Origin of the sequence: Micromonospora sp. NPDC051141, assembly GCF_044455765.1 — a bacterium.
In the GTDB taxonomy this organism is placed as follows: domain Bacteria; phylum Actinomycetota; class Actinomycetes; order Mycobacteriales; family Micromonosporaceae; genus Micromonospora.
In genome coordinates, this window is the sequence record NZ_JBITFD010000016.1 from 100,855 (window position 1) to 125,132 (window position 24,278).

The window sequence follows — 24,278 nt, forward strand, 5'->3', positions numbered from 1 at the left end:
CCCGTCGCGCGGCGACGACGCGGACCGCGCGTCCCCTTTCCGCCCACCGGATCGGATAGCGTCGTGCCATGCCCGACAGCGGTTTCCCCTGGCCGATCGAGACGACCCGACTGGACAACGGCCTGCGTGTGGTGGTGAGCGAGGACCGCACCGCCCCGGCCGTGGCGGTCAACCTCTGGTACGACGTGGGCTCCCGCCACGAACCGGCGGGCCAGACCGGCTTCGCCCACCTCTTCGAGCACCTGATGTTCGAGGGCTCGGTGAACGTGGCGAAGACCGAGCACATGAAGTTGATCCAGGGCGCCGGCGGCTCACTCAACGCGACCACCAACCCGGACCGGACCAACTACTTCGAGACCGTTCCGGCCGAACACCTGGAGCTGGCGCTCTGGCTGGAGGCCGACCGGATGGGCGGCCTGGTGCCGGCGCTCACCCAGGAGACGCTCGACAACCAGCGCGACGTGGTGAAGAACGAACGCCGGCAGCGCTACGAGAACGTCCCCTACGGCGACGCCTGGCTGCGGCTGCTGCCGCTGCTCTACCCGCCCGGCCACCCCTACCACCACGCCACGATCGGGTCGATGGCCGACCTGAACGCCGCCGACCTGGCCACCTTCCAGGCGTTCCACACCACCTACTACGCGCCGAACAACGCGGTGCTCACCGTGGTCGGCGACGCCCCCGCCGCGGAGGTGTTCGCGCTGGCCGACAAGTACTTCGGCGGCCTCGCGCCGCGCCCGGACATCCCGCCCGCCCCGGACGGCCGCACCGTGCCGGCGACCGGCCGCCCGGCGGTGGAGACGGTCACCGCCGACGTGCCCGCGCCCCGCGTCTACCTCGCGCACCGCACCCACCCGTTCGGCGCCACCGGGTACGACGTGACCACGGTCCTCGCCACCGTGCTGGGCAGCGGCCGGGGCAGCCGGCTCTACCAGCGGCTCGCCGACGGGGAACGGATCGCCCAGCCGGACCTGGTCGGGGCGTACGGGGTCGACCTGGCGCACGCGCCGGCCCCGCTGATCGCCACCGCCACCGCCCGCCCCGGCGTGACCGCCGAGCGGCTGCGCGACGGGCTGGCCGAGGTGGTCGACGAGCTGGCCACCGTGCCGGTGACCGCCGCCGAGCTGGACCGGGCCAAGGCGCTGCTGAGCACCTCGTGGTGGCGGCAGATGTCCACCGTGGACGGCCGCGCCGACACGCTCGGCCGCTACGCCACCCAGTTCGGCGACCCGGCCCGGGCCGCCGACCGGCTGCCCGGCTGGCTCGCCGTCACCGCCGAGCAGATCGCCGAGCAGGCCGCCGAGCTGCTCGGCGCCGCCGACCGGGCGATCCTGACCTACCTGCCCGAGGAGACCTCATGACGCTGATCGCCACCCGTCCCGGCCCGGGCGCCGCCCGCGCCTACCGGTTCCCCCAGGTGGTCCGGCGGACGGTGGCCGGTGGTCAGGTGGTCGCCGCGCACCTGCCCGGGCAGAACCTCGCCGTCGCGTTGCTGCTGCTCGACGGCGGCGCCGGCCGGGAGCCGGTCGGCAAGGAGGGCCTCGGCGCGGTGCTGGCCAAGGCGCTGGAGGAGGGCACCGCGCACCGGGACGCCACCGCGTACGCGCTGGCCATCGAGGCGCTCGGCACCGAGCTGGTGACCGGGCTCGACTGGGACTCGTTCCAGGTCAGCGTGCAGGTCCCGGTGGAGCGGCTGAGCGCCGCGGTGGAGCTGATGGCCGAGGCGGTCCGCACGCCGCGGCTCGATCCGGCCGACGTGCTGCGGGTCCGTGACGACGAGGCGACCGCGCTGCGGATGGACTGGGCCAACCCGGGGCCGCGCGCCGACGCGGTGCTGCGCGCCGACCTGTTCGGCGTGGCACACCGGTGGGGCCGCCCGCTCTACGGCGACCCGGACAGCGTGGCCGCGCTGGAGGCCGACGACGTCACGGTCTTCCACTCGGAGTGGTTCATCCGCCCCGGCACGCTGATCGTCGTCGGCGACCTGGAACGGATCGACCTGGACGCGCTCGGCGCGGCGGCGTTCGTCGGCACCGGCGGCGGCCCGGTCGACCGGGGCGGCCCGATCGACGTGCCGCTCGCCGACCGGCGGCGGATCCTCCTGGTCGACCGGCCCGGCTCGGTGCAGTCGACGCTGCGGCTGGGCCACCCGTCCCCGCACCGCGGCCACCCCGACCACGTGCCGATGACGCTCGCCGGCACCGTGCTCGGCGGCGCGTTCACCTCCCGCCTCAACCACCTGATCCGCGAGGTGCGCGGCTACACGTACGGGATCCGGGGCGACTTCGCCTCGTCGCGGCGGTTCGGCCGGTTCGCGGTCAGCTCCGGCGTGCAGACCGCGGCGACCGCGCCGGCGCTCGTCGAGTCCGTGGGGGAGGTCTCGCGTACCCGGGAGACCGGGGTGACCGAGGAGGAGCTGGAGGTGGCCCGCTCCTGGCGGGCCGGGCAGCTCTCGGTCGAGTTGCAGAGCCCGCGGGCGATCGCGTCGGCGCTCACCACGCTCGTGGTGCACGACCTGCCGGACGACTACCACGCCACGCTGCGCGAGGCGCTGCTCGCGGCCACCGTCGAGGAGGTCTCCGCGGCTGCCGCGACGCACCTGCACCCGGAGGCGCTGACGCTGGTGGTCGAGGGCGACGCGGCGGTGATCCGGGACGAGTTGGTGGCCGCCGACCTCGGCGAGGTGGTCGACCACGCGTGACAGGTGGGGGCGGCGGGGGTGTGATCCCCGTCGCCCCGGCCCGCGCGCTGGGAAACGCTTCCCGCCCGGCCGGCCCGGCTGGGTAGCCTCGCGGGCATGAGGATCGGCATTGTGGGTGCCACCGGCCAGGTCGGTGGCGTGATGCGGCAGGTGCTGGCGGAACGCGAGTTCCCGGCGGAGCAGGTGCGGTTGTTCGCCTCGGCGCGGTCGGCCGGGCGCGCGCTGCCGTGGCGCGACGGCGAGGTCACGGTCGAGGACGCGGCCACCGCGGACTACCGCGGCCTGGACATCGTGCTCTTCTCGGCCGGCAAGAGCACCGCGAAGGAGCTGGCGCCCCGGGTCGCCGAGGCCGGCGCCGTGGTGATCGACAACTCGTCGGCGTACCGGATGGATCCGGCGGTGCCGCTGGTGGTCGCCGAGGTCAACCCGCACGCCCTCGCCGACCGGCCCAAGGGCATCGTGGCCAACCCGAACTGCACCACGATGGCCGCCATGCCGGTGCTGCGCCCGCTGCACGCCGAGGCCGGGCTGGTCAGCCTGGTCGTCGCCACCTACCAGGCGGTCTCCGGCGCCGGCCTGGCCGGTGTGGCCGAGCTGGACGACCAGGTGCGCAAGGTGGCCGAGGGCGCGAGCGCGCTCGCCTTCGACGGCGCCGCCGTCGAGTTCCCCGCGCCGCGCTCGTTCGCCGCGCCGATCGCGTTCAACGTGCTGCCGCTGGCCGGCTCGATCGTCGACGACGGCTCCGACGAGACCGACGAGGAGCAGAAGCTGCGCAACGAGAGCCGCAAGATCCTGGAGATTCCCGGGCTGAAGGTCTCCGGCACCTGCGTACGGGTGCCCGTGTTCACCGGTCACTCGTTGCAGATCAACGCCCGGTTCGCCCGGCCGATCGGCCCGGCCCGCGCCCGCGAGCTGCTCGACGGCGCGCCCGGGGTGGCGCTGCGCGACGTGCCCACCCCGCTGGCGGCGGCCGGCCAGGACCCGACGTTCGTCGGGCGGATCCGGGCCGACGAGACGGTCGAGCACGGGCTGGCGCTGTTCTGCTCCAACGACAACCTGCGCAAGGGCGCGGCGCTCAACGCCGTACAGCTCGCCGAGCTGGTCGCCGCCGAGGGCTGACCCGCCCGGCGCCGCACCGCCGGAGGCGTCCGTGCCGGCACGGACGCCTCCGGAGCGGGTATGCGGGGCCGGTTGCCGGCGACCCGCGCCGGCGCGGGCGGAGGCACCGATGGCGGCCGGACGCGACACCGGGGACGTCGAGGAGGTCGAGGCCGGGCTGCGCTCGGACACGGCCCGGGTGATCGGCTTCAGCGACGCGGTCTTCGCCATCGTCATCACGCTGCTGGTGCTCGACCTGAGCGTGCCCGAGGTGACGCCGGGCGGGATGCCGCACGCCCTGCTCGAACAGTGGCCGGTCTACCTCGCCTTCGGCACGTCCTTCCTCTACGTGGCGGTCAACTGGCTGAACCACAAGGGCACGTTCCTCCGGGTCCGGTGCGCCGACCGTGGGCTGGACTGGGCCAACCTCGGGGTGCTGTTCGGCGTGACCCTGCTGCCGTTCGTGACCGCGTTGGTCTCCCGCGCGGTGGAGAAGGGCGACGTGTCCGACGAGCGGATCGCGATCGGCGCCTACGCGCTGCTCGGCGTCCTCCTCTCGGCCACCTGGATGTGGCTGTACCACTACCTGCACCGGCGCCCGGAGCTGCGCCAGGCCGGTGTGCCACGCCGGTTCTTCGCGGCCGAGCGGCTCCGCGCGCTGTTCGGCGTGGCCGCGTACGCGATCGCCGGCCTGGTGGGGTGGTGGGTGAGCGTGCCGGTGGCGCTCGTGGTGTTCCTGCTGCTGCCGCTTTTCTACGGGCTGTCCAGCAACGGCTCCTACGAGATCCGCCGGCGGATCCGGCGCCGGGGGTGAACCGCCCGAGTTACCCCGCCTGCGGCGGCGGGTAGACCGCGGTGCCGACACCGAGAGGGGAGCACCATGACAACGGTCGGAGAGTTCATGACGACCCGGTTGGTGACGATGGACGGCAACGACACGCTCACCGCGGCGGCGCAGGAGATGCGCGACAGCGCCATCGGCGACGTGGTGGTGACCGACGGCGACAACGTGGTCGGCATCGTCACGGACCGGGACATCACGGTCCGGGGCGTGGCCGAGGACCGTAACCCCGCCACCACCCGGCTCAACGAGATCACCAGCAAGGACGTGGTGACGGTGAGCCAGTACGACGACGCGGTGGCCGCCGCCGACCTGATGCGCACGTACGCGGTCCGCCGGCTCCCGGTCATCGAGGACGGGAAGCTGGTCGGCCTGGTGTCGATGGGTGACCTGGCGGTGGAGCGGGAACCCCAGTCGGTGCTCGCGGACATCAGCGCCGACGACCCCAACAACTGACCTGGCGACGCGGTGCCGCCGCCCCCGGTTCGGGGGCGGCGTTCCGCATGTCCGGTCCGGTCGCCTCACCCCATCCGGGCGAGGTTGACCCGGGGGCGCGGCGGGGACCCGTCCGGTCGACGGGAGACCGCCGAGCGCGGGAGGAGTCACCTTCGATGGTGGACACGACCACGAGATTCTTCGAGGACCTGGACCGGCGCGGGTTCGAGCCGCTGCTGGTCAAGACGTCCGGGACGCTCCGGTTCGACCTGCACGAAGGCGCGCGGACCACGCACTGGCTGTTGGAGGTCGACCGGGGCAACCTGCGGGTCCGGCAGGAGGACGGCGAGGCGGACACCGTGGTCGGGACCGAGCCCCGGCTCTTCGGGGCGCTCGTCGACGGTGAGGAGAACGCCGTCGCGGCGTTGCTGCGCGGCGACATGACTGTCGTCGGCGACCTCCGGCTCGTGTTGCAGATCGAGCGCGTCTTTCCGGGCCCGCCGGACTCCCGCGGGCCGCGCCACGCATTCGCCAGGAGGGCCGCCTGATGGCCGGGAACAACACCGTCCGGATCCTGGACGGCAACACGTTCGTGGTCTCCGAGGACACCGGGGACATCGAGGCCACGCCGACGGAACCGACCGGGCTGTTCTCCCTCGACACGCGGTACCTGTCGAAGTGGGTGCTCACGGTCGACGGCGAACGGCTCAACGCGCTCTCCTACGACGACCTCCAGTACTACGAGGCGCGGTTCTTCCTGGTGCCCGGCCAGGCCACGCACTACGTCGACGCGAAGCTGTCGGTCATCCGCGAGCGGGTCGTCGGCGGCAGCTTCCGGGAGACGGTGAGCGTGCTCAACCACGACGAGAACGCGGTCGACCTGGAGATCCGGATCGACGCCGGCGCCGACTTCGCCGACCTCTTCCAGGTCAAGGACGAGATCCTCAACAAGAAGGGCGAACTGTACGCCGAGGCGGAGCCGGACCGGCTGCGGCTGGGCTACCGTCGGGGGAACTTCAAGCGGGAGACGGTCGTCACCGCGAACCAGCCGGCCCGGTACGACAACCGGGGCGTCTCCTGGAGCATCCACCTGGAACCCAACGAGCAGTGGGACGTCCTCATCGACGTGCAGACGTTCGCCATCGGCCCGGGTGGCCGGGACCTGCGGATCGGGCTGCGGGCGCACGGCACCGAGCGGCTCGCGCTCCAGCACGACCTGGAGGAGTGGATCGACCGGGCCCCCAAGGTCAACAGCGAGCACGACCGGGTGGCCGCGACCTACCGGCGGAGCCTGGTCGACCTCGCCGCGCTGCGCTTCTCCCCGCTGTCGCTGGGCGGGCAGACGCTGCCCGCCGCCGGCCTGCCCTGGTTCATGACCATGTTCGGCCGGGACAGCATCCTCACCTGCCTCCAGGTGCTGCCGTTCGCACCCGAGATGTCGAAGACCACGCTGCGCATCCTGGGCGCGCTCCAGGGCACCCGGTTCGACGACTTCCGGGACGAGGACCCGGGCCGGATCCTGCACGAGATGCGGTACGGCGAGACCGCCGCGTTCGAGGAGCAGCCGCACTCGCCCTACTACGGCTCGGTGGACTCGACGCCGCTGTTCGTGGTGCTGCTCGACGAGTACGAGCGGTGGAGCGGGGACGTGGCGCTGGTCAGGGAGCTGGAACGGGAGTGCCGCGCCGCGCTGAAGTGGATCGACGACTACGCCGACCTGGTCGGCAACGGCTACATCTGGTACGAGCGGCGCAACACCGACACCGGCCTGGAGAACCAGTGCTGGAAGGACTCCTGGGACTCCGTCTCGTACGCCGACGGCACGCTGCCGCCGTTCCCGCGGGCGAGCTGTGAGGTGCAGGGGTACGCGTACGACGCGAAGATGCGCGCCGCCCGCCTGGCCCGGGAGTTCTGGGGCGACCCCGCGTACGCCGATCAGTTGGAACGCGAGGCGGCGGAGCTGAAGGCGCGGTTCAACCGCGACTGGTGGGTCGCCGACGGCGGCTTCTACGCGCTCGCGCTGGACCCGGAGGGGCGGCAGTGCGACGTGCTCAGCTCCAACATCGGCCATCTGCTGTGGAGCGGCATCGTCGACGACGAGCGGGCGCCGCAGATCGCCGCGCATCTGGTCGGGCCGCGGCTCTGGTCCGGCTGGGGAGTGCGGACGCTGGCCGAGGGCGAGGTCCGCTACAACCCGATCGGCTACCACAACGGCACGATCTGGCCGTTCGACAACTCGTTCGTCGCCTGGGGCCTGCGCCGGTACGGCTTCGCCGAGGAGGCGGCCACGGTGGCCAACGGCATCCTGGACGCGGCCACCTACTTCGACGGTCGGCTGCCGGAGGCGTTCGGCGGCTACCAGCGGGAGCTGACCAAGTTCCCGGTGGAGTACCCGACCGCGTGCAGCCCGCAGGCGTGGTCGACCGGGGCGCCGCTGCTGCTGATCCGGACCATGCTGGGGTTGGAGCCGCACGAGGGACACCTGGCGGTGGACCCGCGGCTGCCGGTGGGCATGGGGCGGATCGAGGTGCTGGACATTCCGGGTCGTTGGGGCCGGGTCGACGCGTTCGCCCGCGGCCGGCTGGACCTGCACAACCTGGCTGGTTGACGCCGGGCCGGCTCAGTGGCCGGGGGGTGGCCCGTCGGCGTGCGCCTCGTTCGGCGGCAGCAGGCAGAACTCGTTGCCCTCCGGGTCGGCCAGCACGGTCCACCGGGGCAGCTCGCGGACCACCGTCGCGCCGGCCTCCAGCACGGCGGCGCGTTCCTCGGCGTCGCCGACCAGGTCCAGGTGGATCCGGCCGGGCGCGGGCAGCTCACCGGCCGGGCTGATCCACAGGTCCGGCCGCCGCCCGTGCGGGTCGCGCAGCAGCACCGCCTCGGCCGGCCCGAGCGTCCGGTCGGCGAGCTTCGCCCGGTCCGCCTCCGTCACGGGCAGCCCGCTGACCGCGCTCCAGAACGGGGCGAGCAGGTACGGATCGCGGCAGTGGATGACGATCGCGGCGAGATCGGGCATACCACCGAACCTAGTCGGCCCGAGCCGCCGGCAGGACGTGGTCCAGGAACGCGGCGGTGACCGCGCGCAGGTCGGGGCGGGTCAGGTCGAGCGCGTGACCGCCGTGGGTGAGCCAGAGGTGCGTCGGGTGGCCGGCGGCGAGCAGCCGGCCGGCCAGCTCGACCGCCTGCGCGGCCGGCACCGGCACGTCGTCCCGGCCCTGCACCAGCAGCACCGGCACGCCGGTGCCGAGATGACTGGCGACGGTGGCGTCGGCGGTGGCCGGATCGCCGGCGGCCGGCGGATGCCCGAGCAGGTCGGCCCACGGGTCGTCGCCCGGGGCGCGGCGGCGCCGCTGCTCGTCGTCGAGCGGGTCGACAGGCGCCCAGTACGCCAGCGCGGCCGTCACGTCGCCCGGCCGGTCCACCCCGCGCAGGGCCAGGTGCAGGGCGAGCATCCCGCCGGCCGAGTCCCCGCCGACCAGCAGCGGCCGGCCGCCCGCGGCGGCCCGGGCCGCCCGCGCGGCGGCGCGTACGTCGTCGAGCTGGGCCGGCCAGCGGGCCTCGTGCGAGAACCGGTAGTCGGCGGCGACCACCCGGAGGCCGAGCGACGCCAGCGCCGCGCCGTCCTCCGCGGAACGGGCCCGCCAGCCGCCGCCGTGGATCCAGAGCAGCACGCCACGTTCGGTCATCTCCCCATCGTGGTCGCGGCCGGACCGCTCCGCGACCCGGCTCTGCTCAGGGCAGAGTGGCGCTACGGTCGGGTAACCTACGCGCGGTAAAGTTGCCGGATGCCGGAACTCGTGTACCCGCCCGTGATCACCGCCGCCAAGACGATGTTCCGCGCTCTCGACCTGCGCCTGGACGTGATCGGCAGCCACCACGTGCCGCGTACCGGCGGGGCGGTGCTCGCGTCCAACCACGTGAGCTACCTCGACTTCATCTTCTGCGGCTACGGCGCGCACGAGTCCCGCCGGCTGGTCCGCTTCATGGCCAAGGAGAGCGTCTTCCGGCACCGGGTCTCCGGCCCGCTGATGCGCGGGATGAAGCACATCCCGGTCAACCGCGCCGCCGGCGCCGGGTCGTACGCCGCCGCGGTCGGCGCGCTGCGCCGGGGCGAGGTGGTCGGCGTCTTCCCGGAGGCGACGATCAGCCGGTCCTTCACCGTCAAGGACCTCAAAAATGGTGCGGCCCGGATGGCGCAGGAGGCCGGCGTGCCGCTGCTGCCGGTGGCGCTCTGGGGCACCCAGCGGCTCTGGACCAAGGGGCGCCCGCGCACCCTGACCCGCCGGCACACCCCGATCACCATCCTGGTCGGCGAGCCGATGGACCCGGCCGCCTACCCCGACGCCACCGCCCTCACCGCCGACCTGCGCACCCGGCTGTCGGCGCTCGTCGACCGCGCCCAGCGGGACTACCCGGACCAGCCGGCCGGCCCGGACGACGCCTGGTGGCAGCCGGCCCACCTGGGCGGCGGCGCGCCCACCCCGGAGCAGGCCGTCGAGCTGGACCGCTCCGACCGCCGCTCCCGCAGCGCTTCCTGACCGCGTCGCCCGCTGTCGCCCGCGTCGCGCGCTGTCGCCGGCGTCGCGCGCTGTCGCCCGCGTGGCGGGTAGGTGGCCGGCCTGCCGCGCGGGAGGCGCCACCCCTTGCCGCGCGGGTCGGACCACCTCTTGCCGCGCGTGTCGGACCGCTCCTTGCCACGCGGGCGGAAGAGAACAGCCCCGGCAGCCTACGAACTTGATGGCGAGAACGGGTCAAGGCCCGCGGAGTTCGGTGGGGTGAACGACCGGCTGACCGGACGGACGAGGCCGCGCCGAGCCCGGCTCGCTTCCCGACCCGGGCTTACGCGCGTCGATTCCGTTCAGGGATGCGACACGGCCTGGAGATCTCCTGCGGCGGCGCCTCGGTGACGGTCGGCTTCGCGCGTGGGCCTGCTTTCCGGCCCCGGCCTCGCGGCGCGCGGCTCATGAGTCATCCATGCCATCAAGTTCGTAGGCCGCCCGAACACGTGGACTGGGCCACGTCGGGTCTATCCGCGCGCTGATCGGCAGGACCAGGGGGACGGCTCTGCGGTCGGACTGCCCGCCGGTCGGACGGCTCTGCGGTCGGACGGCCCTGCGCGGCCCCGGGCCGCATCGGGGGCACCACGACCGGCGAGGCGTCAGCAGGCGGAGCCGGGTCGGTCGCGGGCCAGGAAGTCGAACCGGGGCCAGGGCGACTCCTCCGCCACCGGCTGACGGTAGTAGTCCTCCCGGGACAGGAACTCCACCGGCAGCGAACCGGGCAGGGTCACCACCCCCACCGTCGGGCCGGGGGAGGCGGCGACCCGGGTGGCGAGCGCGTCCCGCTCCGGCGGGGACAGGTCGACCAGGTCGGAGTGGGCCAGCCGGAACCCGGCCACCGCGCGGCGTACCTGCCGGGCCAGCGTGGTGACCAGGGCGGCCGGGCCGGTGAGCGCCAGCGCCGGCTGCCGGATGGTGCGCAGCGCGTCGCAGACCACCCGCAGCTCGGACGTGTCGTCGTCGATCTCGACCAGCTCCAGCCGGGACGGCCACTGCCAGCGGATCTGACCGCTGACCAGGCGGGACAGCCGGACCGGGCGCCGGTGCCGGGCGCCGGTCGGGCCGTCCCGCCCGGGGACCAGGGACAGCTCGGAGCCGGTGCAGAGGTACGCCAGCCGCCGGTCGGTCACGGTGACCGACGCCGCGTCGGGCAACGCCCAGCAGCGTTCGTCCTCGGTGGGGCCGAGCAGGTGACCGGTGACCGGCAGCCGGTGCTGGGCGAGCAGCCGCTCACCGGGGTCGAGCACCAGCGCGTAGCGCCGGTCGAGCAGGGGACGGCTGGGGTCGTCGTCGGCGTCGAAGCGGTGTGGCCCGATGAAGAAGGGTGCGGCGTCCTCCGGCACGGTACGACCTCCCGGGACGGTTGGCGGTACCGGTGAGCCTGACCGATCACCGGGGCGGCTGTCATGACACCCGTTAGGGGGTCGGCCGGTCGGCCGACGCCTGTGACCGGTAGATGCCGATCTCTTCCGGTCGGACGAGGCCGTCCTCGATCGCGCGGGCGAGCAGCGCCGCCTTGGTGGCCGCCGGACGTCCGGCCCGGGTGTACTTGATCCGGGCCCGGTCCACGTACTGCTTCACGGTGTGCTCGCTGATCTGCATCCGGCGCGCCACCGACGCCTTCGACATCGACTGGAACCACAGCAGCAGCGCCTCACGCTCCTTGTCCGACAGGGACGGCCGGTCCGGCCGGGCGTCGCCGACCATCGCGCCGGCCAGGGCCGGCGGCACGTACGGGCGGTCGCTCGCCGCCGCCAGCACGGTGGCCACGCAGTGTTCCCGCCCCTCGTGCTTGGCGAGGAACGCGACCGCGCCAGCGTCCAGCGCGGCAAGCATGGTCTGCGGGTCGGTGTGCTCGGAGTAGACCACCACCCGCCGCCCGGCGGCGCTCAACTCGGCCAGCTTGTCGAGCACCATCCGCCCGTGCAGCCGCAGGTCGAGCAGCACCACCTCGGCCCCCGGCGCGGCCCGCAGCACCGTGTCCGGATCGTCGCCGGTCGCCAGCACCCGCAACCGGGGTTCGGAGGAGAGCCAGGCGCGAACCCCGTCGATCACCACGGGATGGTCGTCGACGATCGCCACCCCGACCGGCTGCCCGGCGTTCACGCCTGCCGCCAGCGGGTCTGCGTCCATCTGATCTCCCCGTCCCGCTCGTGCAGGTACGCCACCGGCCCGTCTGAGTCGGGCGGCGGCAGCGGATCGTCCGGGCCGTCGTGATCCGGTGTCACCAGGCTGACCACCACCTCGTCCGGACCGGCGACCACCGTCAACCGCGCCCCGCCACGGGCGCCGGCGAGCGCCGCCGTCAGCGGGTCGGCCAGGGCCCGGCGCACGTCGACCGGCAGTTCCGGCGGCGTGCCGACCGCCACCAGCTCGATCGGCAGACCGTTCCGCTCGGCCAGGTCGGCGGCGGCCCGCAACTCGTGCAGCAGCGGGTCGGGCACGTCGTCGGACTCGGCGATCAGCCGGCGCAGCCGGGCCGCGGCCAGCACCGCGCGGCGGCGTACCGCCGGGTCGGCCGGGTCGGCGTCGCCGGTCGCCAGCGCCGCCAGGACCTCCTCGGCGGTGCCGCTGACCAGGGCGAGCCGGGCCTGCCGTTCGCTCCGGGCCCGCTCGGCGGCCTCCCGTTCGGCGGCCACGGCCAGCGTCGCCGCGGCGGTGCCGGCCCGGTCCCGGGCCAGCGCGGTGAGCGCTGCCGCGCCGGCGAAGACCGCCACCGGCAACGTGGAGGTGCCATAGACATACATCGCGTACCGGCTCAGGTCGGCCGGCGCGGTGGTGCCGTGCAGCACCACCGCCACCAGCGCGATCGTCGCGTGCGCGGCGAGCAGCGCCAGCAGCCAGCGCACCGGCCGCTGCCAGAGCATCAGCAGGAAGAACCAGGCCAGCCCGCCCCACACCCAGTTGGCGGTGGTGAACAGGAACCGCTCACCGGCCGCCGCGAAGACCGCCGCGTCGACCGCCAGCAGCACCGCGGCCAGCCGCCGGGCCGGGGGCAACCCACCACCCAGCAGGCGTACGCCGGTGGCGACGCCGACCAGCGCGGTCACCAGCCAGCCGGCCGCCACCACCGCCGGAGCGGCCATGCCCGGCCCGGCCGCCAGCACCGCCGGCAGGCTGACCGCCAGGTGCCAGGCCAACGCGATGCCGACCGCCACGAGCCGGGCGCCCCGGTCCGACGCGTCCGCCACGGCGTGCGCCTGGGGTGCCGCCCCGGCCGTCCCGGCGCGGGCCACCGGCCGGATCCGGGGCGCCGCGCCCACCGCCGGGCCGGTGTGCACCGCCGTGCCGCCCGCCAGCGTCGTACCCGACTCAGTCGCCATCGGACCACTCCAGCCGGACCCGGGTGCCGGCGCCAGGGGCGGAAGTCACCACCGCCCGGCCGTTCACGGTGGCCATCCGCCCGTGGATCGACTCGCGCAGCCCGTACCGGTGGGCCGGGACCGTGGTCGGGTCGAAGCCGGGACCGTCGTCGGCCACCTCGACCACCACGGTGCCGCCCGCGCGGACCAGGCGCAGCGTGGTGGTCGCGCCCGGCGCGTGCCGGGCCACGTTGGCCAGCGCGGCGGCGGCGCTGTCGGCGAGCGCCGCGGCGACCTCCGCCGGCAGCCGGCACGGCGGCAGCGTCGCGGTCACGGCCAGCTCCGGCAGCCCGGCCAGCACCGTGCGCAGCCGCTCGTCGAGGTCCACCTCGCCGGGTGCGGTCGCGGTGCGCGCCCCGGCCAGGGCGCTGAGCGTACGCAGATCCGCCGCGCACCGCTCGCGCAGCGCCACGGAACTGCCTCCGACCGCGCCCAGCCCGACCATGGTCAGCGTGCCGAGCACGGTGTCGTGCAGGTCCCGGTTGTGCCGCCGTTCCGCCTCGCGGGCGGCGCGCGCCACCACCGCCTCGCGGGACAGCCGCTGGTAGCCGGCGAACGCGGCGTCGGCCCGGCCGAGCCAGCCGCGCATCACCGCGGTCATCACCGCCGCGCAGCCGGTCTGCACCAGCAGCGTGCCGGTGTGCGCGCGGGCCTCGACCGGGTTCCCGGCCAGCGTGGCGCCGGTCGCGTAGGCGGCGGTGACGAGCAGGCCGGCCGGCACCGACCAGCGGGCCGGCGCGGTGGCCTGCGCGTTGATCACGGTGGTGCTGGCCAGCACCGCCACCCAGCTCGCCTCGCCGGGCAGCACCTCCGGCGCGACCAGCCACGGCACGGCCAGCGCGGTGGCGGTGGTCAGCGCCACGTCGCCGGCCACCAACGCGCCGCCGACGCCGTGCCGGAACGCGCGGACCGCGTACCAGCCGGACCACGCGGTGAGCGCGACGACGGCCGGGACCAGCAGCGCCACCCGCACCGGCGCCGTCCGCACCGACAGGGCGGCCACCGCGCCGACCAGCCCGCAGGTGAGCCGGAGCAGCGCCGGCAGCGTGGTGAAGATCAGCGTGAACGCGCCGCCGGCCGGACGGTCCAACGGGGACCGTGGCAGGCTCGTGGCGGCAGCCACCGGCATCGGGGAGGTGTCCTTCCGGCAGCGACCCGTCCGGGTCCGCGCGGGATAGATTGACGCCGGAGAATAACACGCTTTGTCGGAACCCGTCACCCTCGGTACGCGGTGCGTCGCTACTCGGCCGGCGAAAGCGGAGCTGAACCGTCCGGTTTTCGGGTCAGTCGTGCCGGCGCAGCCACTCCAGGGCCGACTCGGCGTGCCGGAGCACGGAGATGTGCCCGTCCTCGGGGAAACGGCGCAACTCGGCCGACGGGCAACGGCCGGCGAGCCACTCGGCGTGCGCCACCGGCGCGATGCCGTCGCGGTCGCCGTGCAGCAGCAGCACCGGCCGCGCGACGTCGGCCGGATCGAAACCCCACGGCCGCACGTACGCCAGATCGTCGTCGATCAGCGCGCCCGGACCGGACGCGACGGCCGGGCCGACCACGCTGTCGAACCAGGACCACTCGGCACGCAGCGCGGCCAGGTCGGTGTCGGTGAACCCGAAATCGTACGACTCGTCGGCGGCCTCGTGCGCCTCCTTGGCGGCCCGTCCCGCGGCGGCGGCCCGCAGCGACGCCGCCCCGGACGGCGCCATGCCGGCGAACCAGTCCAGCCCGGTCGCGCCGTACGGCGCCAGCCCGGCGCCGGCCACCACCGCGACCACCCGCTCCGGCAGCAGCGCGCCGCAGGCCAGCGCGTGCGGTCCACCGCCGGAGTGGCCCATCACGGCGAACCGGTCGAGGCCCAACGCGTCGGCCACCGCAGCCACGTCGGACGCCACCGACGCGACGTCGCGATCCGGCAGCGGGGTGGAGCCGCCGTAGCCGGGCCGGTCGTACGACACCCAGCGCAGCCCGAGGCGGTCGGCGGCGGCGAACAGCGGGGCCGGCGGGGCGCCGACGTTCGGCGTGCCGTGGTGCCAGAACACGGGCAGCCGGCCCGCCCCGCCGGTGTCGTAGACGTGCAGGACGCGGCCGTCGGGCCGGCGGAGATGCGTCTCGGTCACCATGGACGGACCCTAGCGGCGACCGCCGACACTCCCACCCGCGCGGATGCGGATGTGGTGCACTCTTCGGATGGCCCCACCGCCGGCACCTCTCCCGCCCGACGTCGACGCGCGACTCGCCCACGAGCGAAACGTCTGGCTGTGCACGTTGCGCCCGGACGGCTCCCCGCACCTGACGCCGGTCTGGTTCGTCCACGTCGACGACGTCTGGTGGGTCGGCTGCGAGGCCGGCAGCGTCAAGGCCCGGAACGTGGCGGCGGACTCGCGCGTCTCCCTGGCGCTGGAGGGTGGCGACCACCCGGTCGTCGCGGAAGGCGCCGCCCGGCTGCGCCACGGCGACTTCCCACCCGCCGTCGTCGCCGCCTTCGCCGACAAGTACGCGGGCTGGGACATCCGGAAACCCGTCACGCCGGACGGGGCCCGGGTCCTGCTGGAGATCCCGGTTCGGCGGTGGCTGCTCGCCGGCACGGCACGTTAGCGCCTCAAACTTGCCAGGGCGTCATGTCCAGGTGCGGGTAACGCTGGGCCACACCGGCGACGGTCTCGGCGGTCCAGTAGGGGTGGCCCGGTGGCGGGAAGCCGAACAACGCGAGCTGCGCCGGGGTCGCCCGGCTCACGAAGCCGTACCAGCCGGGCTCGTGACTCCGCCCGGCCCAGGCGTGCCGGTCGCCCCACCCGACGGCGGCCGGCCGGAAGCAGAGATGCATGGTGTAGCGCGCCCCGCGTGGCGTGGTCATGGCGGTGCCCCGGTGGAACGTGCCGGGCCGGAACGCGACCACGGTGCCCGCCGGACCGGCGCCGGACACCTCCGCCTCGTAGAGATGTGGACTGCCGGTCGGGGCGACGAAGTCACCGAACCGTGCGCCCACGTCCGTTCGCGGGTACCAGTTCGGCTTGGCCGGCAGGTCCCGGGTGTGCCGCGTGGACAGCAGGTGCGGCGGGCCGAGGCCCTCGGGCACGTCGACGAGGTAGACGAACATCTCCACCTGCCGGTACCCGGGAGCGTCCGTCGGCACCAGCAGGGTGTGGTTCAGGTAGTCGCGGTGCAGCTCCTGGTCGTAGTCGGCCGCTCCGGTGAACTTCGCCCACGCCTCGGCCGAGGAGACCCGGAGATCGTCGGTACGCAGCAACGTGCGTGCGAGTCGCACCAGGCGGTCACCGGTCGCCAGGAGGCTGAGCGCCACGCTGTCGAACGGGAACCCCTGGATGCCGGCGAACTCGTCGCCGAGGTAGCGGGCCCGTCGCGGATCCGTCCCGTCGTGGAAGCCCGCCGGCGACGGGAACATGCTCTCCAGCTCGCCGAGCGCCGGCGTCAGTTCGACTGCCGGGAGGAAGCCGGGCAGGACCACGAAACCGTCTGCCTCCCACGCGTCCCGGAGGGCGTCATCGTCCACCCGGGCAGTATTCCGACGGATCAACGCGCGTGCATCCGATTTGCGCGCCGGTCGTGGTAGACCGGTACGAGAGTCCGGACGGGGGAGGACGACAGTGGAACAGCGCGCCTTCTGGCTCGACGAGAACTTCGATCGGGAGCGTGGCGCCGACGGGCGCGGTCGCTTCGAGAACGAGGTGCTCCGGCGTACGGATGAATTCGCCGGCACGTGGGGTGACATCGCGCCGGTCGCCTTCGCCGCGACGGCCTGGCGGCTCGCCACCGGGCTGACCCCCGGCTACGTCCGCTGGCACCGGCGGATCGTGTCGGCGACCTGCGCGCCGAGCCCGTGGGACGGCAGCCTGATCGGTGCCGTGTCGGTGGTGTCCCGATGGCCGGCCGAACTCACCTGGACCCGGCAGTGGCAACGCGACCGGGGATGGCGGGACTGGCCGCAGATGTTCGGCCAGTACACGACGCCGACCGACCAGGACCTGACGCGCAGCCCGCACCTGCGCGCCATGCTTCAGGTGGAGGCGCCGATCCCGTTCGGGGACCTGCCGCCCGCTCCCGACGGCCCGGAGGATTCCGTGGCGTCCGCGGCCCGGCGGGCGGTCGTCGTGCTGACCCGGGAACTCAACGAACTACTCGGCCCGGTGATCGGACAACTGGAGGCCGGGGTGCCGGCGAAGGGTGCCTGACCGTCCTGAAACGGGGCCGACCGTCGATCAGTCCGGCTTGGGGGCGAACGGATTGCGGCGGGGTTGTCGCAGCTCACGGTCCGCCGCGCAGAGGTGGCTCCAGGCGGCGCCCGCCACCGAGGCCAGATCCGGCAGCGCGCTGCCCCACCTCGGCGGGCGGTCGCCGACCTGGTCGAGATAGTGCTGGTAGACCACCATCTCGCGATACCGTCGGTCGTGCCGCCAGAGCGCGTACGGCTGCTCGCGCAGCCACTCGCAGGCCGCATCGCCCTCGGCGATCAGATCGGCGGTCGGCGGCAGCGTGCGCAGCGGCTCGCCGCTCTGCCGGTCGCCGTACTGCCGGAGGAGGGCCAGGTAGCCGTCCTCGTCCCGAGGATAGGTGACATGGACGCCGAGGACGGTGAGCGGTACGGCGAGCACGCCGGCCACCGCGAGTCCCAGCACCGTACGCAGGTGCCTGCGTGTGCGGCTCCGCATGCGGCGATGATAGGTCGAGACGATCGTGCCCGCGGACCCCGAGGATCCTGTATGTCGACCGAACCGGAGCCGGGCCTCGCGCCCGAGCACGTGGGACCCCGCCATACCGGGGACAAGCCGATCATGATGACGGTCGACGGGCAGGAGTTTCGGGTCAGAAGGCGGGTCGGACGGCCCGCCGCCTACGACTTCGACTGGTTGAGTGGGCCGCACGACTACGGCTTCACCAGTTCCGGACCGGCGATGAACCGGACGGAGATGGCGGAGGCCATCCGCGCCTTCCTCCGGGACATCGACCCGGCCACCGGCTACCTGCGGGAGTAGCAGTCGCGCTCTCGGGATCACGACTCCCAGGCGACGTAGGTGCCTCGATGCGGAACGGTGACGACCAGGCCGCGCTCGCGTAGTAGTGCCACCGCTTGCCGAGCTGTTCCCCGGGCGATGCCGTACGTCTGCTGGATCTGAGACTCGCTCGGGATCGGCTTCCGAGGTTCCAGCTTCCCCGCTTCGATCTGCTTCGCGATCAAATCCGCCACCTGGACGTACAGCGGCGTGGGGGAGAACGGATCGACGCTCATGACGTCACCTTCCCTGTACGTCTCTAGACGACTTGCTCCCGCTACGTCTATGGACGTACAGGACGTACAGGTCTACCTTCGGGGTGGGAGCCCAAACCTCCGGAGGTAGCCGTGGGGCGGTACGTCAAGGAAGACGATGAGGCACCCTTCGACATCCAGATCGCCTGGTACACGCTCGATCACCACCGTGCGCGAGGCAGGTGTGGCAGGTGTCGCGAAGGGTGGTGCCCGGTCGTCGTGGTGGCTGTCGCCCGCATCCGCGCGTGGCGGAAGGCCAAGAGGGCGTGAGCGGCTTCAAGGCAGGTGACCTGCTGCACGTCACGCGAGCGGCAGGCCCTCAGTTCGTGCGGCCGTTCGGCTTCCGCCTCATCCGTGCCCTGGACTGGACGACCTTCGACGGCTGGATCTGGCTGGACGGCTACCAGCTCGACGAGCGAGGCGACGCCGTAGCCCGGCGTTCGATCTTCGTGATGCAGAGTGGCTTGAGGCCGGCTGGATGCGCACCTTTAATCCGGCCGGGGATAAGCCGGCCGGATGTCCAAAGGAATGATTAGTCGCGCACCCGTACGACGCAGTACGTGGTGTCGGGAGTCGCCGGTACGGACAACCGCGCGTTGACCGCGTACAGGCTTGAGCCGAAGGAAACCACAGCCGACGGCTCGTCGAGGTCGCAGTCACGGATCACGTCGACCGGCGTGGCCCGGGTGAGCTGCTCGTTGAGACGGAACTTGGCGATCACGTTGTTCCGGTTGCGCACCACGTACAGCGTGCGCCCCCGGAGCAGGAGACCGTCGCCGTTGGCGACCGACACACCGCCCGTGCTGATCCGGGCGGCCATGCCCGCTTGGGGATCGAAGCAGTAGAGCCGGCCGGTCCTGGCCTGCACCACGATGAGCTTGCCCGCCCAGGCGGCCACGATGCCGGTGTTGCAGGCGTCGGAGTCACCGAGCCCGGCCGGCAACGGCAGCGCGCGTACGCCCGACTGCCCGGGCAGCGACCCGTGGCGGCCGAACTCCACGCAGTAGACCTTGGCCTTCTCCGAGTCGGTGAAGAACACGGCCTTGTCCGTGGCGGCCACGCTGTCGATGAACCCGCCGCCGAAGTCGTACGTCGCCAGGCATTCGCCTGTCGACTCACGGTAGACGGCCGCGCCGCCCATATTGCCGCAGGCCGCCCAGATCCGGCCCCGTTCGACGGCCAACCCCGTCGCCTGGGTGCCGGCCACCGGCGGCACGAGGAGCATCCCGTGGCCGGTGCGCAGGTCGGCGCACCAGATACATCCGTCGGCCATCGAGCTGACGTAGATCTTCGTGCCGGTGCCGCGGGCGATGCCCTCCGGGCAGAACCCGTTCGGCAGGTTGATCACCGAGGGATATCGGCCGTTCCGGTGGTGGGCCGAGGCCGGGGCCGCGCCGATGGCGACCCCGACGGGCGCGGCAACGGCCGCGGCCAAGAGCGTTCGTCTGTGCACTGTCGTGCCCCTTCTGTAGGCGAGCGAACACCTATATGGGTACCTGTGGATCAAATGACGGAGCCACCTCACCATTGCTCGACAGGTGGTCGCACGGAGCCCCGCATGTCGAACTCGCCGATCGGCTGCGAAGCATCTGCGCGGAGCTTCACGCATACCGGCGACTTTCCACCCGTTCCCGAAAACGGGATTGCCATCGGGCCGACGATCGCCCTGCGGCATTCTCAACCTGGCTCATCCACCCGCTGGTGTCGGTGGCACTGCAGGAGCGGCCGGGGTAAGCATCACCCGAGCGTGCAGGCGGGATCGAACCCCGCACCCTTGCCCCTTGCGCAAAAGGTGCTCCGTCTGTTGAGCTACCAGCATCATTGCCGCACGAATGCCGCCGGCACCGTGGTGTACGTAGTCATGCCGTCAGGCCGATTCTCCGTAGCCGGACTGCTCGATCGGTTCGGAGTGGCGCGCATGGGGACCGATCTCGTCGGAGTGAACGAGGCCATCCTCAATGGCTCGTGCCAACAGTGCTGCCTTGGTCGCGGCGGGTCGGCCGGTCCGGGTGTACTTGATCCGCGCTCGATCGATATATTGCTTGACGGTGTGTTCGCTGATTCCCATTCGGCGTGCCACCGACGCCTTCGACATCGACTGGAACCAGAGCAGCAGGGCCTCGCGTTCCTTGGGAGATAGAACCGGCCGGTCGGCGCTCTGGTCGGCAACGATCGCCCCAGCGAGGACGGGTGGCACGTAAGGCTGATCGCTGGCCGCTGCAATGAGTGCCTGGACGAAGTGCTCGCGCGGCTCATGCGTGCCGAGGAAAGCGATTGCGCCTGCCTCCAGCAGCGACATGGCAGTGTCGGGGCTCGTGTCTTCTGAGTAGACCACCACCCGCCTGCCTGCCCTACTAAGTTCGGCGACTTTGTCGATCACCAATCGACCGCCCGACCGCAAGTCGAGTAGGATCACGTCGACCGGTGACTGTTCATCGGCGAGCAAAGTCTCTAGGTCCGCGCCGGTCGAGCGCAGCGCCAGCCGAGGTTCGGCGGCAAGCCACGAGCGAGCACCTTCGATTACCATCGGATGCTGATCAACGATTGCCACGCTGATGCGGGATTGTGGCGGCGCTTCCTCGTCACCGGGCGGCACTGTTGACTGTTCGGTCGCTCCGGTTGCCTCCTGTGGAGGATCGGTCGGGTTTGCGAGCTGCGACGATGCCAGGGGATGAGTAGCCGACTTGCTGCGATAGTTCGCAATGAGCCTGACCGGTTCGGGCGTTTCTCGGCCGAGCTTTTGATCTAGTACGAGACGCAGTCTGGCGGCTGCCACGTGCTCTGCGGTTATGTCACGCTGCTGGGTCATAGCGACGGCCGCCCTCACTGTTGCCCGAGAGATCGCTCAAGAGTTCGTCGAGCACACGACCCTGGAACACATCGATCAGCAGGCATTCATCGCGCTTTGCCAATTCGGACTGGGCGAGCTTGGTCAGCAGCTTGAGTCCTGTGACCCGCTTTACCGGAGCATCATCTAGTGCGAGTTCTGCCGCCCAGGTGAAGCGCCTCCACCATTCCTCACGACGCCCTGCCAGCTCTCGCTGTTCGGTCGCCCGATCAGACCCGTGCACGGACAGTCGGACTCCGATCAAGGCGCCGGCCGCAGTCATCAAACCGACCACGACCGCCATACCGGCCTGCAACCAGGTATTCACCATCTCGTCCCGGGCTGTTGAGGTTTGGAGATAGATGCTACTGCCATAGGCGATGGACTGATATCCCACGAGGGGCGTGGCTGCCGCAACGATCGTGCGGGTGGTCGGTGACCGACGTGCCATGGCGATCGCTGCCGCGCCGGCCAACGTTTCCGCAGCTAAGAAGGTGTGCGCCCGGCAGGATTCGAACCTGCGGCCTTGGGATTAGAAGTCCCCTGCTCTATCCGCTGAGCTACGGGCGCGCGTCGACGGTCGTCGCGCCAAGAGGGTACCGCCGGCCCTGGCCCGCCCGGGGGTACGGGTCGGCGCGTCCACGTCGCCGCCCAGCGTGCCACGCCGGTGCCCGGACCGGCATCCCCGTTCCGGCGGGTCCCGGCCCGGCGACCGTATCTCGATCCGTACCCTCGGCGGATGCTGCTCGACCAGGACACCGAAAACGAGATCATCTTCGCGCTGTGCCAACACCTCGGACGGGCCATCCTGCCCGTTTTCGGGGGGACAGGACCGGGGGCTCCGGCTGGCACGGTCGGTACGGCGTTCTTCTACAGCGAGCTGGTCGGCGCGACAGACGACGGGGAGATCGCGCACGAGTGGCTGCTCACCGCCGACGCGCTCACCGACCGGGCGTACGGGGAGATCGGACTGCGGCCCAGCGTCACCGAGCCGGCGGAGGGCGCGGACGAGCCGATCGAGCTGGCCGGTTTTGCCGACCACTGGCTGCACCTGCCGGAGCTGGGGCTGGCCGCGATGCCCACCGGTGGGCTGCACGGCTACGCCGACGACCGGGGCTGGCGCTGGCGTACCCAGCAGGTGACCGAGGCGATCGCCGCGCCGGCCGACGCGGTGGCCCGGATCGGCGCGACGCCCGGCTCGGCGTTTGTGCTGGCCCTGGGCGTCGCCGAGGACGGGTCACGGCCGCTGGAGGCGGTGGCCGAGCGGGTCGCCCGGCACGACGACTCGGTGCGGGTGACCACCGAGCTGCCGGCCGGGTACGTGGGCGCGCCCGTCTTCGCGGTCGAGGCCGGGCCGGACGGCGGGCCGGTGCCGCACTGTCTGGGTGTGCTGCTGCCGTTCCGCGACGGTGGGCACCCGGTCGCCACGTTCGACCGGATCCGGTCCGCGCTCGTCGAGGTCGTCGACGGCTGACCGGCACGGCCGGGGCCCGCGCCGAGCCGGCGACGGGATCGTCGGGTCGGCCGCCGGCTCAGCCCTCGGCGGTGGCGCCGGCCGGTTCGTCGGCCGGCCGGCGCGGGGCCGGCGGCGCGGCCTCCGGCTCGGTCGGGCCCACCCGGAGGAAGCCCTCCGCCCAGCGCCCGACCTCCGCGAAGACCTTTTCGCGTACGGCGGGACTGGACAGCGTGAGGTCGTGCAAACCGCCGTCGAAGCGGGCCAGGGTGACGTGCCGGCCGAGCCGGGGCGCCCAGCGGACCATGTGCTCCACGTCGAGCACCGCGTCGGCCCCGGTGGCGCTGTCGTGCCACTTGGTGCCCCGGAAGGTGCGGGTGGAGCAGGCCAGCAGCACCGGCACCGGAATGTCCAGGCCGGCGCGCAGCCGACGCTGGCCGGTGCGGATCGCGTTGAGCCAGCCGGCCCGGACCGGGAACCCGGCGAGCGGCTTCCACTCCAGGTCGTAGCGCCACTCGCCACGGTGGTCGGCGTGCAGGCTCTCGCCGTACACGGTGCCGAGCCCGAACGGCAGGATGCGCTGCGGCGCCCGACGGCCCAGGCGGGAGACGGCGGCGGCGAGGGGTCGACGGACCACCCAGGGGGCGTTGATGTCGAAGAAGGGACTGTTCAGCACGATGCCGTCGACCAGGCCGGCGTCGCGGCGGGCGTCCGCCCAGAGCGAGATGATCAGCCCGCCGGTGGAGTGGCCCATGGCGAGCAGGGTCTCGTGCCCCTCCTCGGTGCGGATGATCTCCGCGGCGGCGTCCAGCTCGGGGAAGTAGTCGCTCAGGTCGCGGCAGAAGTTCGGGGTCTGGTGCGGCAGCAGGCTGCGGCCGTACTTCCGCAGGTCGAGGGCGTAGAAGTCCCAGCCGCGCTCGGCGAAGAAGTCGGCCACGTGGGTCTGGAAGAAGTAGTCGACGAAGCCGTGCACGTAGAGCACGGCGCGGCCGGTCGGCCGGTCGGCCCGCCGGCGGACCAGGGTCGCGACCACCGGCCCCTCGTCGTCGGTGCCCAACTCGATGGTGCGCCGCTCGTAGGGCGCCCCCAGCACGTCCGGTTCCACGACCGCGACGGTACGCCGCCGAGCTACCCGGCGGTAGGGGTGTAAGGAGGGGGCCCCGCTTAACGCACTTGGTAGAGGCGGGGGCCCGCTTAACAACGACCTGTTAAGCGGGGCCCCCGCCTAACCGGAAACGGTGGTGGCCCGCCCGCCGGCACCGTGCGGGCGGGCGTACCGGAATCAGGCGGTTTCGGCGTCCTCGCGCTCGCCCACCTGGAGCGGGACGGCCGCGGGCTGCTCCGTCGGGCGCAGGTGCTTGTTGCTGCGCGGCTCCTGCCGGGTCTTCGCGTCGTTGAGCTTGCGGCGTAGATCGTCCCGGACGTCGTTGAGCGCGGCGTGCAGGTCCTCCTCCGTCGAGGTGGTCACGATCTTCTGCCGGCCGGCGACCCAGCACTCCAGCGTCACCTTCTGGCCCCGGGCCTCGCGGTCCTTGACCGACACCTCCAGCTCGGTGGCGTCGGCGTGGAAGCTGGCGAGTCGGGCGTCAAGCGTCCCGAACTGCTCGGCGATCCAGTTGCGGTCACCCTGGGAGAACCCGGCGCCGACCCGCAGGCACTCGGCCACGGTCGCGGGGTTCGCCACGGCGCTCATCGCGCTGCCTCGCGGACGTCTCGGAGAAGCATCGGCGCTCCCTTTCTCTCGG

At 72.8% G+C, this 24,278-nt stretch carries 28 protein-coding genes and 1 tRNA gene; 13 read left to right on the top strand and 16 right to left on the bottom strand.

Annotation, left to right across the window (positions count from 1 at the left end; genetic code table 11):
* Window positions 1–68 precede the first annotated feature (68 nt).
* The 7 genes from ACIA6B_RS26650 (at window position 69) to ACIA6B_RS26680 (ending at window position 7,683) form a co-directional block, all read left to right on the top strand.
* Complete coding sequence (locus tag ACIA6B_RS26650) at window positions 69–1,361, top strand: M16 family metallopeptidase (RefSeq protein WP_396777377.1); 1,293 nt, start codon at window positions 69–71, stop codon at window positions 1,359–1,361.
* Entirely contained in the window at window positions 1,358–2,701 is a 1,344-nt protein-coding gene (locus ACIA6B_RS26655) for a M16 family metallopeptidase (protein WP_396777379.1), read from the top strand. Before ACIA6B_RS26650 ends, ACIA6B_RS26655 begins: the two co-directional genes overlap by 4 nt.
* Before the next feature lie 96 nt (window positions 2,702–2,797).
* Window positions 2,798–3,820: an aspartate-semialdehyde dehydrogenase gene (locus ACIA6B_RS26660; protein ID WP_396777381.1), complete on the top strand. Its 1,023-nt coding sequence runs from the start codon at window positions 2,798–2,800 to the stop codon at window positions 3,818–3,820.
* Between the two features lie 109 nt (window positions 3,821–3,929).
* Window positions 3,930–4,613, top strand: a complete 684-nt coding sequence (locus ACIA6B_RS26665) for a TMEM175 family protein (protein WP_396777383.1) — start codon at window positions 3,930–3,932, stop codon at window positions 4,611–4,613.
* A 66-nt stretch (window positions 4,614–4,679) separates the two neighbouring features.
* A complete protein-coding gene (locus tag ACIA6B_RS26670; RefSeq protein WP_107157087.1) occupies window positions 4,680–5,096 on the top strand; it encodes a CBS domain-containing protein in 417 nt (138 codons plus the stop codon).
* Window positions 5,097–5,251: 155 nt separating this feature from the next.
* Window positions 5,252–5,623 carry an SCP2 sterol-binding domain-containing protein gene (locus ACIA6B_RS26675; RefSeq protein ID WP_396777386.1) on the top strand — a complete coding sequence of 124 codons (372 nt, stop codon included), beginning with the start codon at window positions 5,252–5,254 and terminating at the stop codon, window positions 5,621–5,623.
* Entirely contained in the window at window positions 5,623–7,683 is a 2,061-nt protein-coding gene (locus tag ACIA6B_RS26680; RefSeq protein ID WP_396777387.1) for a glycogen debranching N-terminal domain-containing protein, read from the top strand. Before ACIA6B_RS26675 ends, ACIA6B_RS26680 begins: the two co-directional genes overlap by 1 nt.
* 12 nt (window positions 7,684–7,695) lie before the next feature.
* On the opposite strand, the gene ACIA6B_RS26685 is transcribed toward ACIA6B_RS26680, so the two are convergent.
* Both ACIA6B_RS26685 and ACIA6B_RS26690 read right to left on the bottom strand, forming a co-directional pair.
* Complete coding sequence (locus ACIA6B_RS26685) at window positions 7,696–8,088, bottom strand: VOC family protein (protein ID WP_396777389.1); 393 nt, start codon at window positions 8,086–8,088, stop codon at window positions 7,696–7,698.
* Window positions 8,089–8,098: 10 nt separating this feature from the next.
* On the bottom strand, window positions 8,099–8,758 hold the full coding sequence (locus ACIA6B_RS26690; RefSeq protein WP_396777391.1) for an alpha/beta hydrolase: 660 nt from the start codon (window positions 8,756–8,758) through the stop codon (window positions 8,099–8,101).
* Between the two features lie 99 nt (window positions 8,759–8,857).
* On the opposite strand from ACIA6B_RS26690, the gene ACIA6B_RS26695 reads away from it, so the two are divergent.
* Window positions 8,858–9,610 carry a 1-acyl-sn-glycerol-3-phosphate acyltransferase gene (locus ACIA6B_RS26695; protein WP_281937436.1) on the top strand — a complete coding sequence of 251 codons (753 nt, stop codon included), beginning with the start codon at window positions 8,858–8,860 and terminating at the stop codon, window positions 9,608–9,610.
* A gap of 620 nt (window positions 9,611–10,230) precedes the next feature.
* Here the strand turns inward: ACIA6B_RS26695 and ACIA6B_RS26700 are convergent.
* The 5 genes from ACIA6B_RS26700 to ACIA6B_RS26720 form a co-directional block, all read right to left on the bottom strand.
* A complete protein-coding gene (locus tag ACIA6B_RS26700; protein ID WP_396777393.1) occupies window positions 10,231–10,974 on the bottom strand; it encodes a hypothetical protein in 744 nt (247 codons plus the stop codon).
* A gap of 73 nt (window positions 10,975–11,047) precedes the next feature.
* Window positions 11,048–11,764 (bottom strand): response regulator transcription factor, encoded by a 717-nt coding sequence (locus ACIA6B_RS26705; protein WP_107157094.1) that lies wholly within the window; start codon window positions 11,762–11,764, stop codon window positions 11,048–11,050.
* Window positions 11,734–12,954 (bottom strand): hypothetical protein, encoded by a 1,221-nt coding sequence (locus tag ACIA6B_RS26710; RefSeq protein WP_396777395.1) that lies wholly within the window; start codon window positions 12,952–12,954, stop codon window positions 11,734–11,736. Before ACIA6B_RS26710 ends, ACIA6B_RS26705 begins: the two co-directional genes overlap by 31 nt.
* The gene (locus ACIA6B_RS26715) at window positions 12,944–14,122 is read right to left on the bottom strand and encodes a sensor histidine kinase (RefSeq protein ID WP_396777396.1); all 1,179 of its coding nucleotides are present in this window, start codon (window positions 14,120–14,122) and stop codon (window positions 12,944–12,946) included. The genes ACIA6B_RS26710 and ACIA6B_RS26715 overlap by 11 nt, the downstream gene beginning before the upstream one ends.
* Window positions 14,123–14,276: 154 nt before the next feature.
* Entirely contained in the window at window positions 14,277–15,110 is an 834-nt protein-coding gene (locus tag ACIA6B_RS26720) for an alpha/beta fold hydrolase (protein ID WP_396777398.1), read from the bottom strand.
* A gap of 67 nt (window positions 15,111–15,177) precedes the next feature.
* Between ACIA6B_RS26720 and ACIA6B_RS26725 the strand changes: the two genes are divergently transcribed.
* Window positions 15,178–15,585, top strand: a complete 408-nt coding sequence (locus ACIA6B_RS26725; protein WP_396777399.1) for a pyridoxamine 5'-phosphate oxidase family protein — start codon at window positions 15,178–15,180, stop codon at window positions 15,583–15,585.
* A 4-nt stretch (window positions 15,586–15,589) separates the two neighbouring features.
* Here the strand turns inward: ACIA6B_RS26725 and ACIA6B_RS26730 are convergent, their stop codons facing one another.
* A complete protein-coding gene (locus ACIA6B_RS26730; protein ID WP_396777401.1) occupies window positions 15,590–16,501 on the bottom strand; it encodes a phytanoyl-CoA dioxygenase family protein in 912 nt (303 codons plus the stop codon).
* Between the two features lie 94 nt (window positions 16,502–16,595).
* Between ACIA6B_RS26730 and ACIA6B_RS26735 the strand changes: the two genes are divergently transcribed.
* Complete coding sequence (locus tag ACIA6B_RS26735; RefSeq protein WP_396777403.1) at window positions 16,596–17,180, top strand: hypothetical protein; 585 nt, start codon at window positions 16,596–16,598, stop codon at window positions 17,178–17,180.
* A 27-nt stretch (window positions 17,181–17,207) separates the two neighbouring features.
* Here the strand turns inward: ACIA6B_RS26735 and ACIA6B_RS26740 are convergent, their stop codons facing one another.
* Complete coding sequence (locus ACIA6B_RS26740; protein ID WP_396777404.1) at window positions 17,208–17,657, bottom strand: hypothetical protein; 450 nt, start codon at window positions 17,655–17,657, stop codon at window positions 17,208–17,210.
* A 51-nt stretch (window positions 17,658–17,708) separates the two neighbouring features.
* Here ACIA6B_RS26740 and ACIA6B_RS26745 point away from each other — a divergent pair, with 51 nt between their 5' ends.
* Window positions 17,709–17,981, top strand: a complete 273-nt coding sequence (locus ACIA6B_RS26745; RefSeq protein ID WP_396777406.1) for a hypothetical protein — start codon at window positions 17,709–17,711, stop codon at window positions 17,979–17,981.
* A gap of 17 nt (window positions 17,982–17,998) precedes the next feature.
* Here ACIA6B_RS26745 and ACIA6B_RS26750 read toward each other — a convergent pair whose 3' ends face one another.
* Entirely contained in the window at window positions 17,999–18,235 is a 237-nt protein-coding gene (locus tag ACIA6B_RS26750; protein ID WP_343445501.1) for a winged helix-turn-helix domain-containing protein, read from the bottom strand.
* Window positions 18,236–18,519: 284 nt separating this feature from the next.
* On the opposite strand from ACIA6B_RS26750, the gene ACIA6B_RS26755 reads away from it, so the two are divergent.
* Window positions 18,520–18,789 carry a hypothetical protein gene (locus ACIA6B_RS26755; RefSeq protein ID WP_396777408.1) on the top strand — a complete coding sequence of 90 codons (270 nt, stop codon included), beginning with the start codon at window positions 18,520–18,522 and terminating at the stop codon, window positions 18,787–18,789.
* On the opposite strand, the gene ACIA6B_RS26760 is transcribed toward ACIA6B_RS26755, so the two are convergent.
* The 4 genes from ACIA6B_RS26760 to ACIA6B_RS26775 form a co-directional block, all read right to left on the bottom strand.
* Window positions 18,786–19,688 (bottom strand): superoxide dismutase, encoded by a 903-nt coding sequence (locus ACIA6B_RS26760; protein ID WP_396777410.1) that lies wholly within the window; start codon window positions 19,686–19,688, stop codon window positions 18,786–18,788. The two genes, ACIA6B_RS26755 and ACIA6B_RS26760, sit on opposite strands and share 4 nt — an antisense overlap.
* A gap of 432 nt (window positions 19,689–20,120) precedes the next feature.
* Window positions 20,121–20,780, bottom strand: a complete 660-nt coding sequence (locus ACIA6B_RS26765; RefSeq protein ID WP_396777518.1) for a sigma factor-like helix-turn-helix DNA-binding protein — start codon at window positions 20,778–20,780, stop codon at window positions 20,121–20,123.
* A gap of 265 nt (window positions 20,781–21,045) precedes the next feature.
* The gene (locus tag ACIA6B_RS26770; protein WP_396777412.1) at window positions 21,046–21,555 is read right to left on the bottom strand and encodes a hypothetical protein; all 510 of its coding nucleotides are present in this window, start codon (window positions 21,553–21,555) and stop codon (window positions 21,046–21,048) included.
* 22 nt (window positions 21,556–21,577) lie between these two features.
* A tRNA-Arg gene (locus tag ACIA6B_RS26775) sits at window positions 21,578–21,650 on the bottom strand.
* Window positions 21,651–21,819: 169 nt separating this feature from the next.
* On the opposite strand from ACIA6B_RS26775, the gene ACIA6B_RS26780 reads away from it, so the two are divergent.
* On the top strand, window positions 21,820–22,554 hold the full coding sequence (locus tag ACIA6B_RS26780; protein WP_396777414.1) for a hypothetical protein: 735 nt from the start codon (window positions 21,820–21,822) through the stop codon (window positions 22,552–22,554).
* A gap of 58 nt (window positions 22,555–22,612) precedes the next feature.
* Here the strand turns inward: ACIA6B_RS26780 and ACIA6B_RS26785 are convergent, their stop codons facing one another.
* Together ACIA6B_RS26785 and ACIA6B_RS26790 are read right to left on the bottom strand one after the other, a co-directional pair.
* On the bottom strand, window positions 22,613–23,638 hold the full coding sequence (locus ACIA6B_RS26785) for an alpha/beta hydrolase (RefSeq protein WP_396777416.1): 1,026 nt from the start codon (window positions 23,636–23,638) through the stop codon (window positions 22,613–22,615).
* Between the two features lie 177 nt (window positions 23,639–23,815).
* Complete coding sequence (locus ACIA6B_RS26790; RefSeq protein WP_107162685.1) at window positions 23,816–24,226, bottom strand: HPF/RaiA family ribosome-associated protein; 411 nt, start codon at window positions 24,224–24,226, stop codon at window positions 23,816–23,818.
* Window positions 24,227–24,278: the final 52 nt, after the last annotated feature.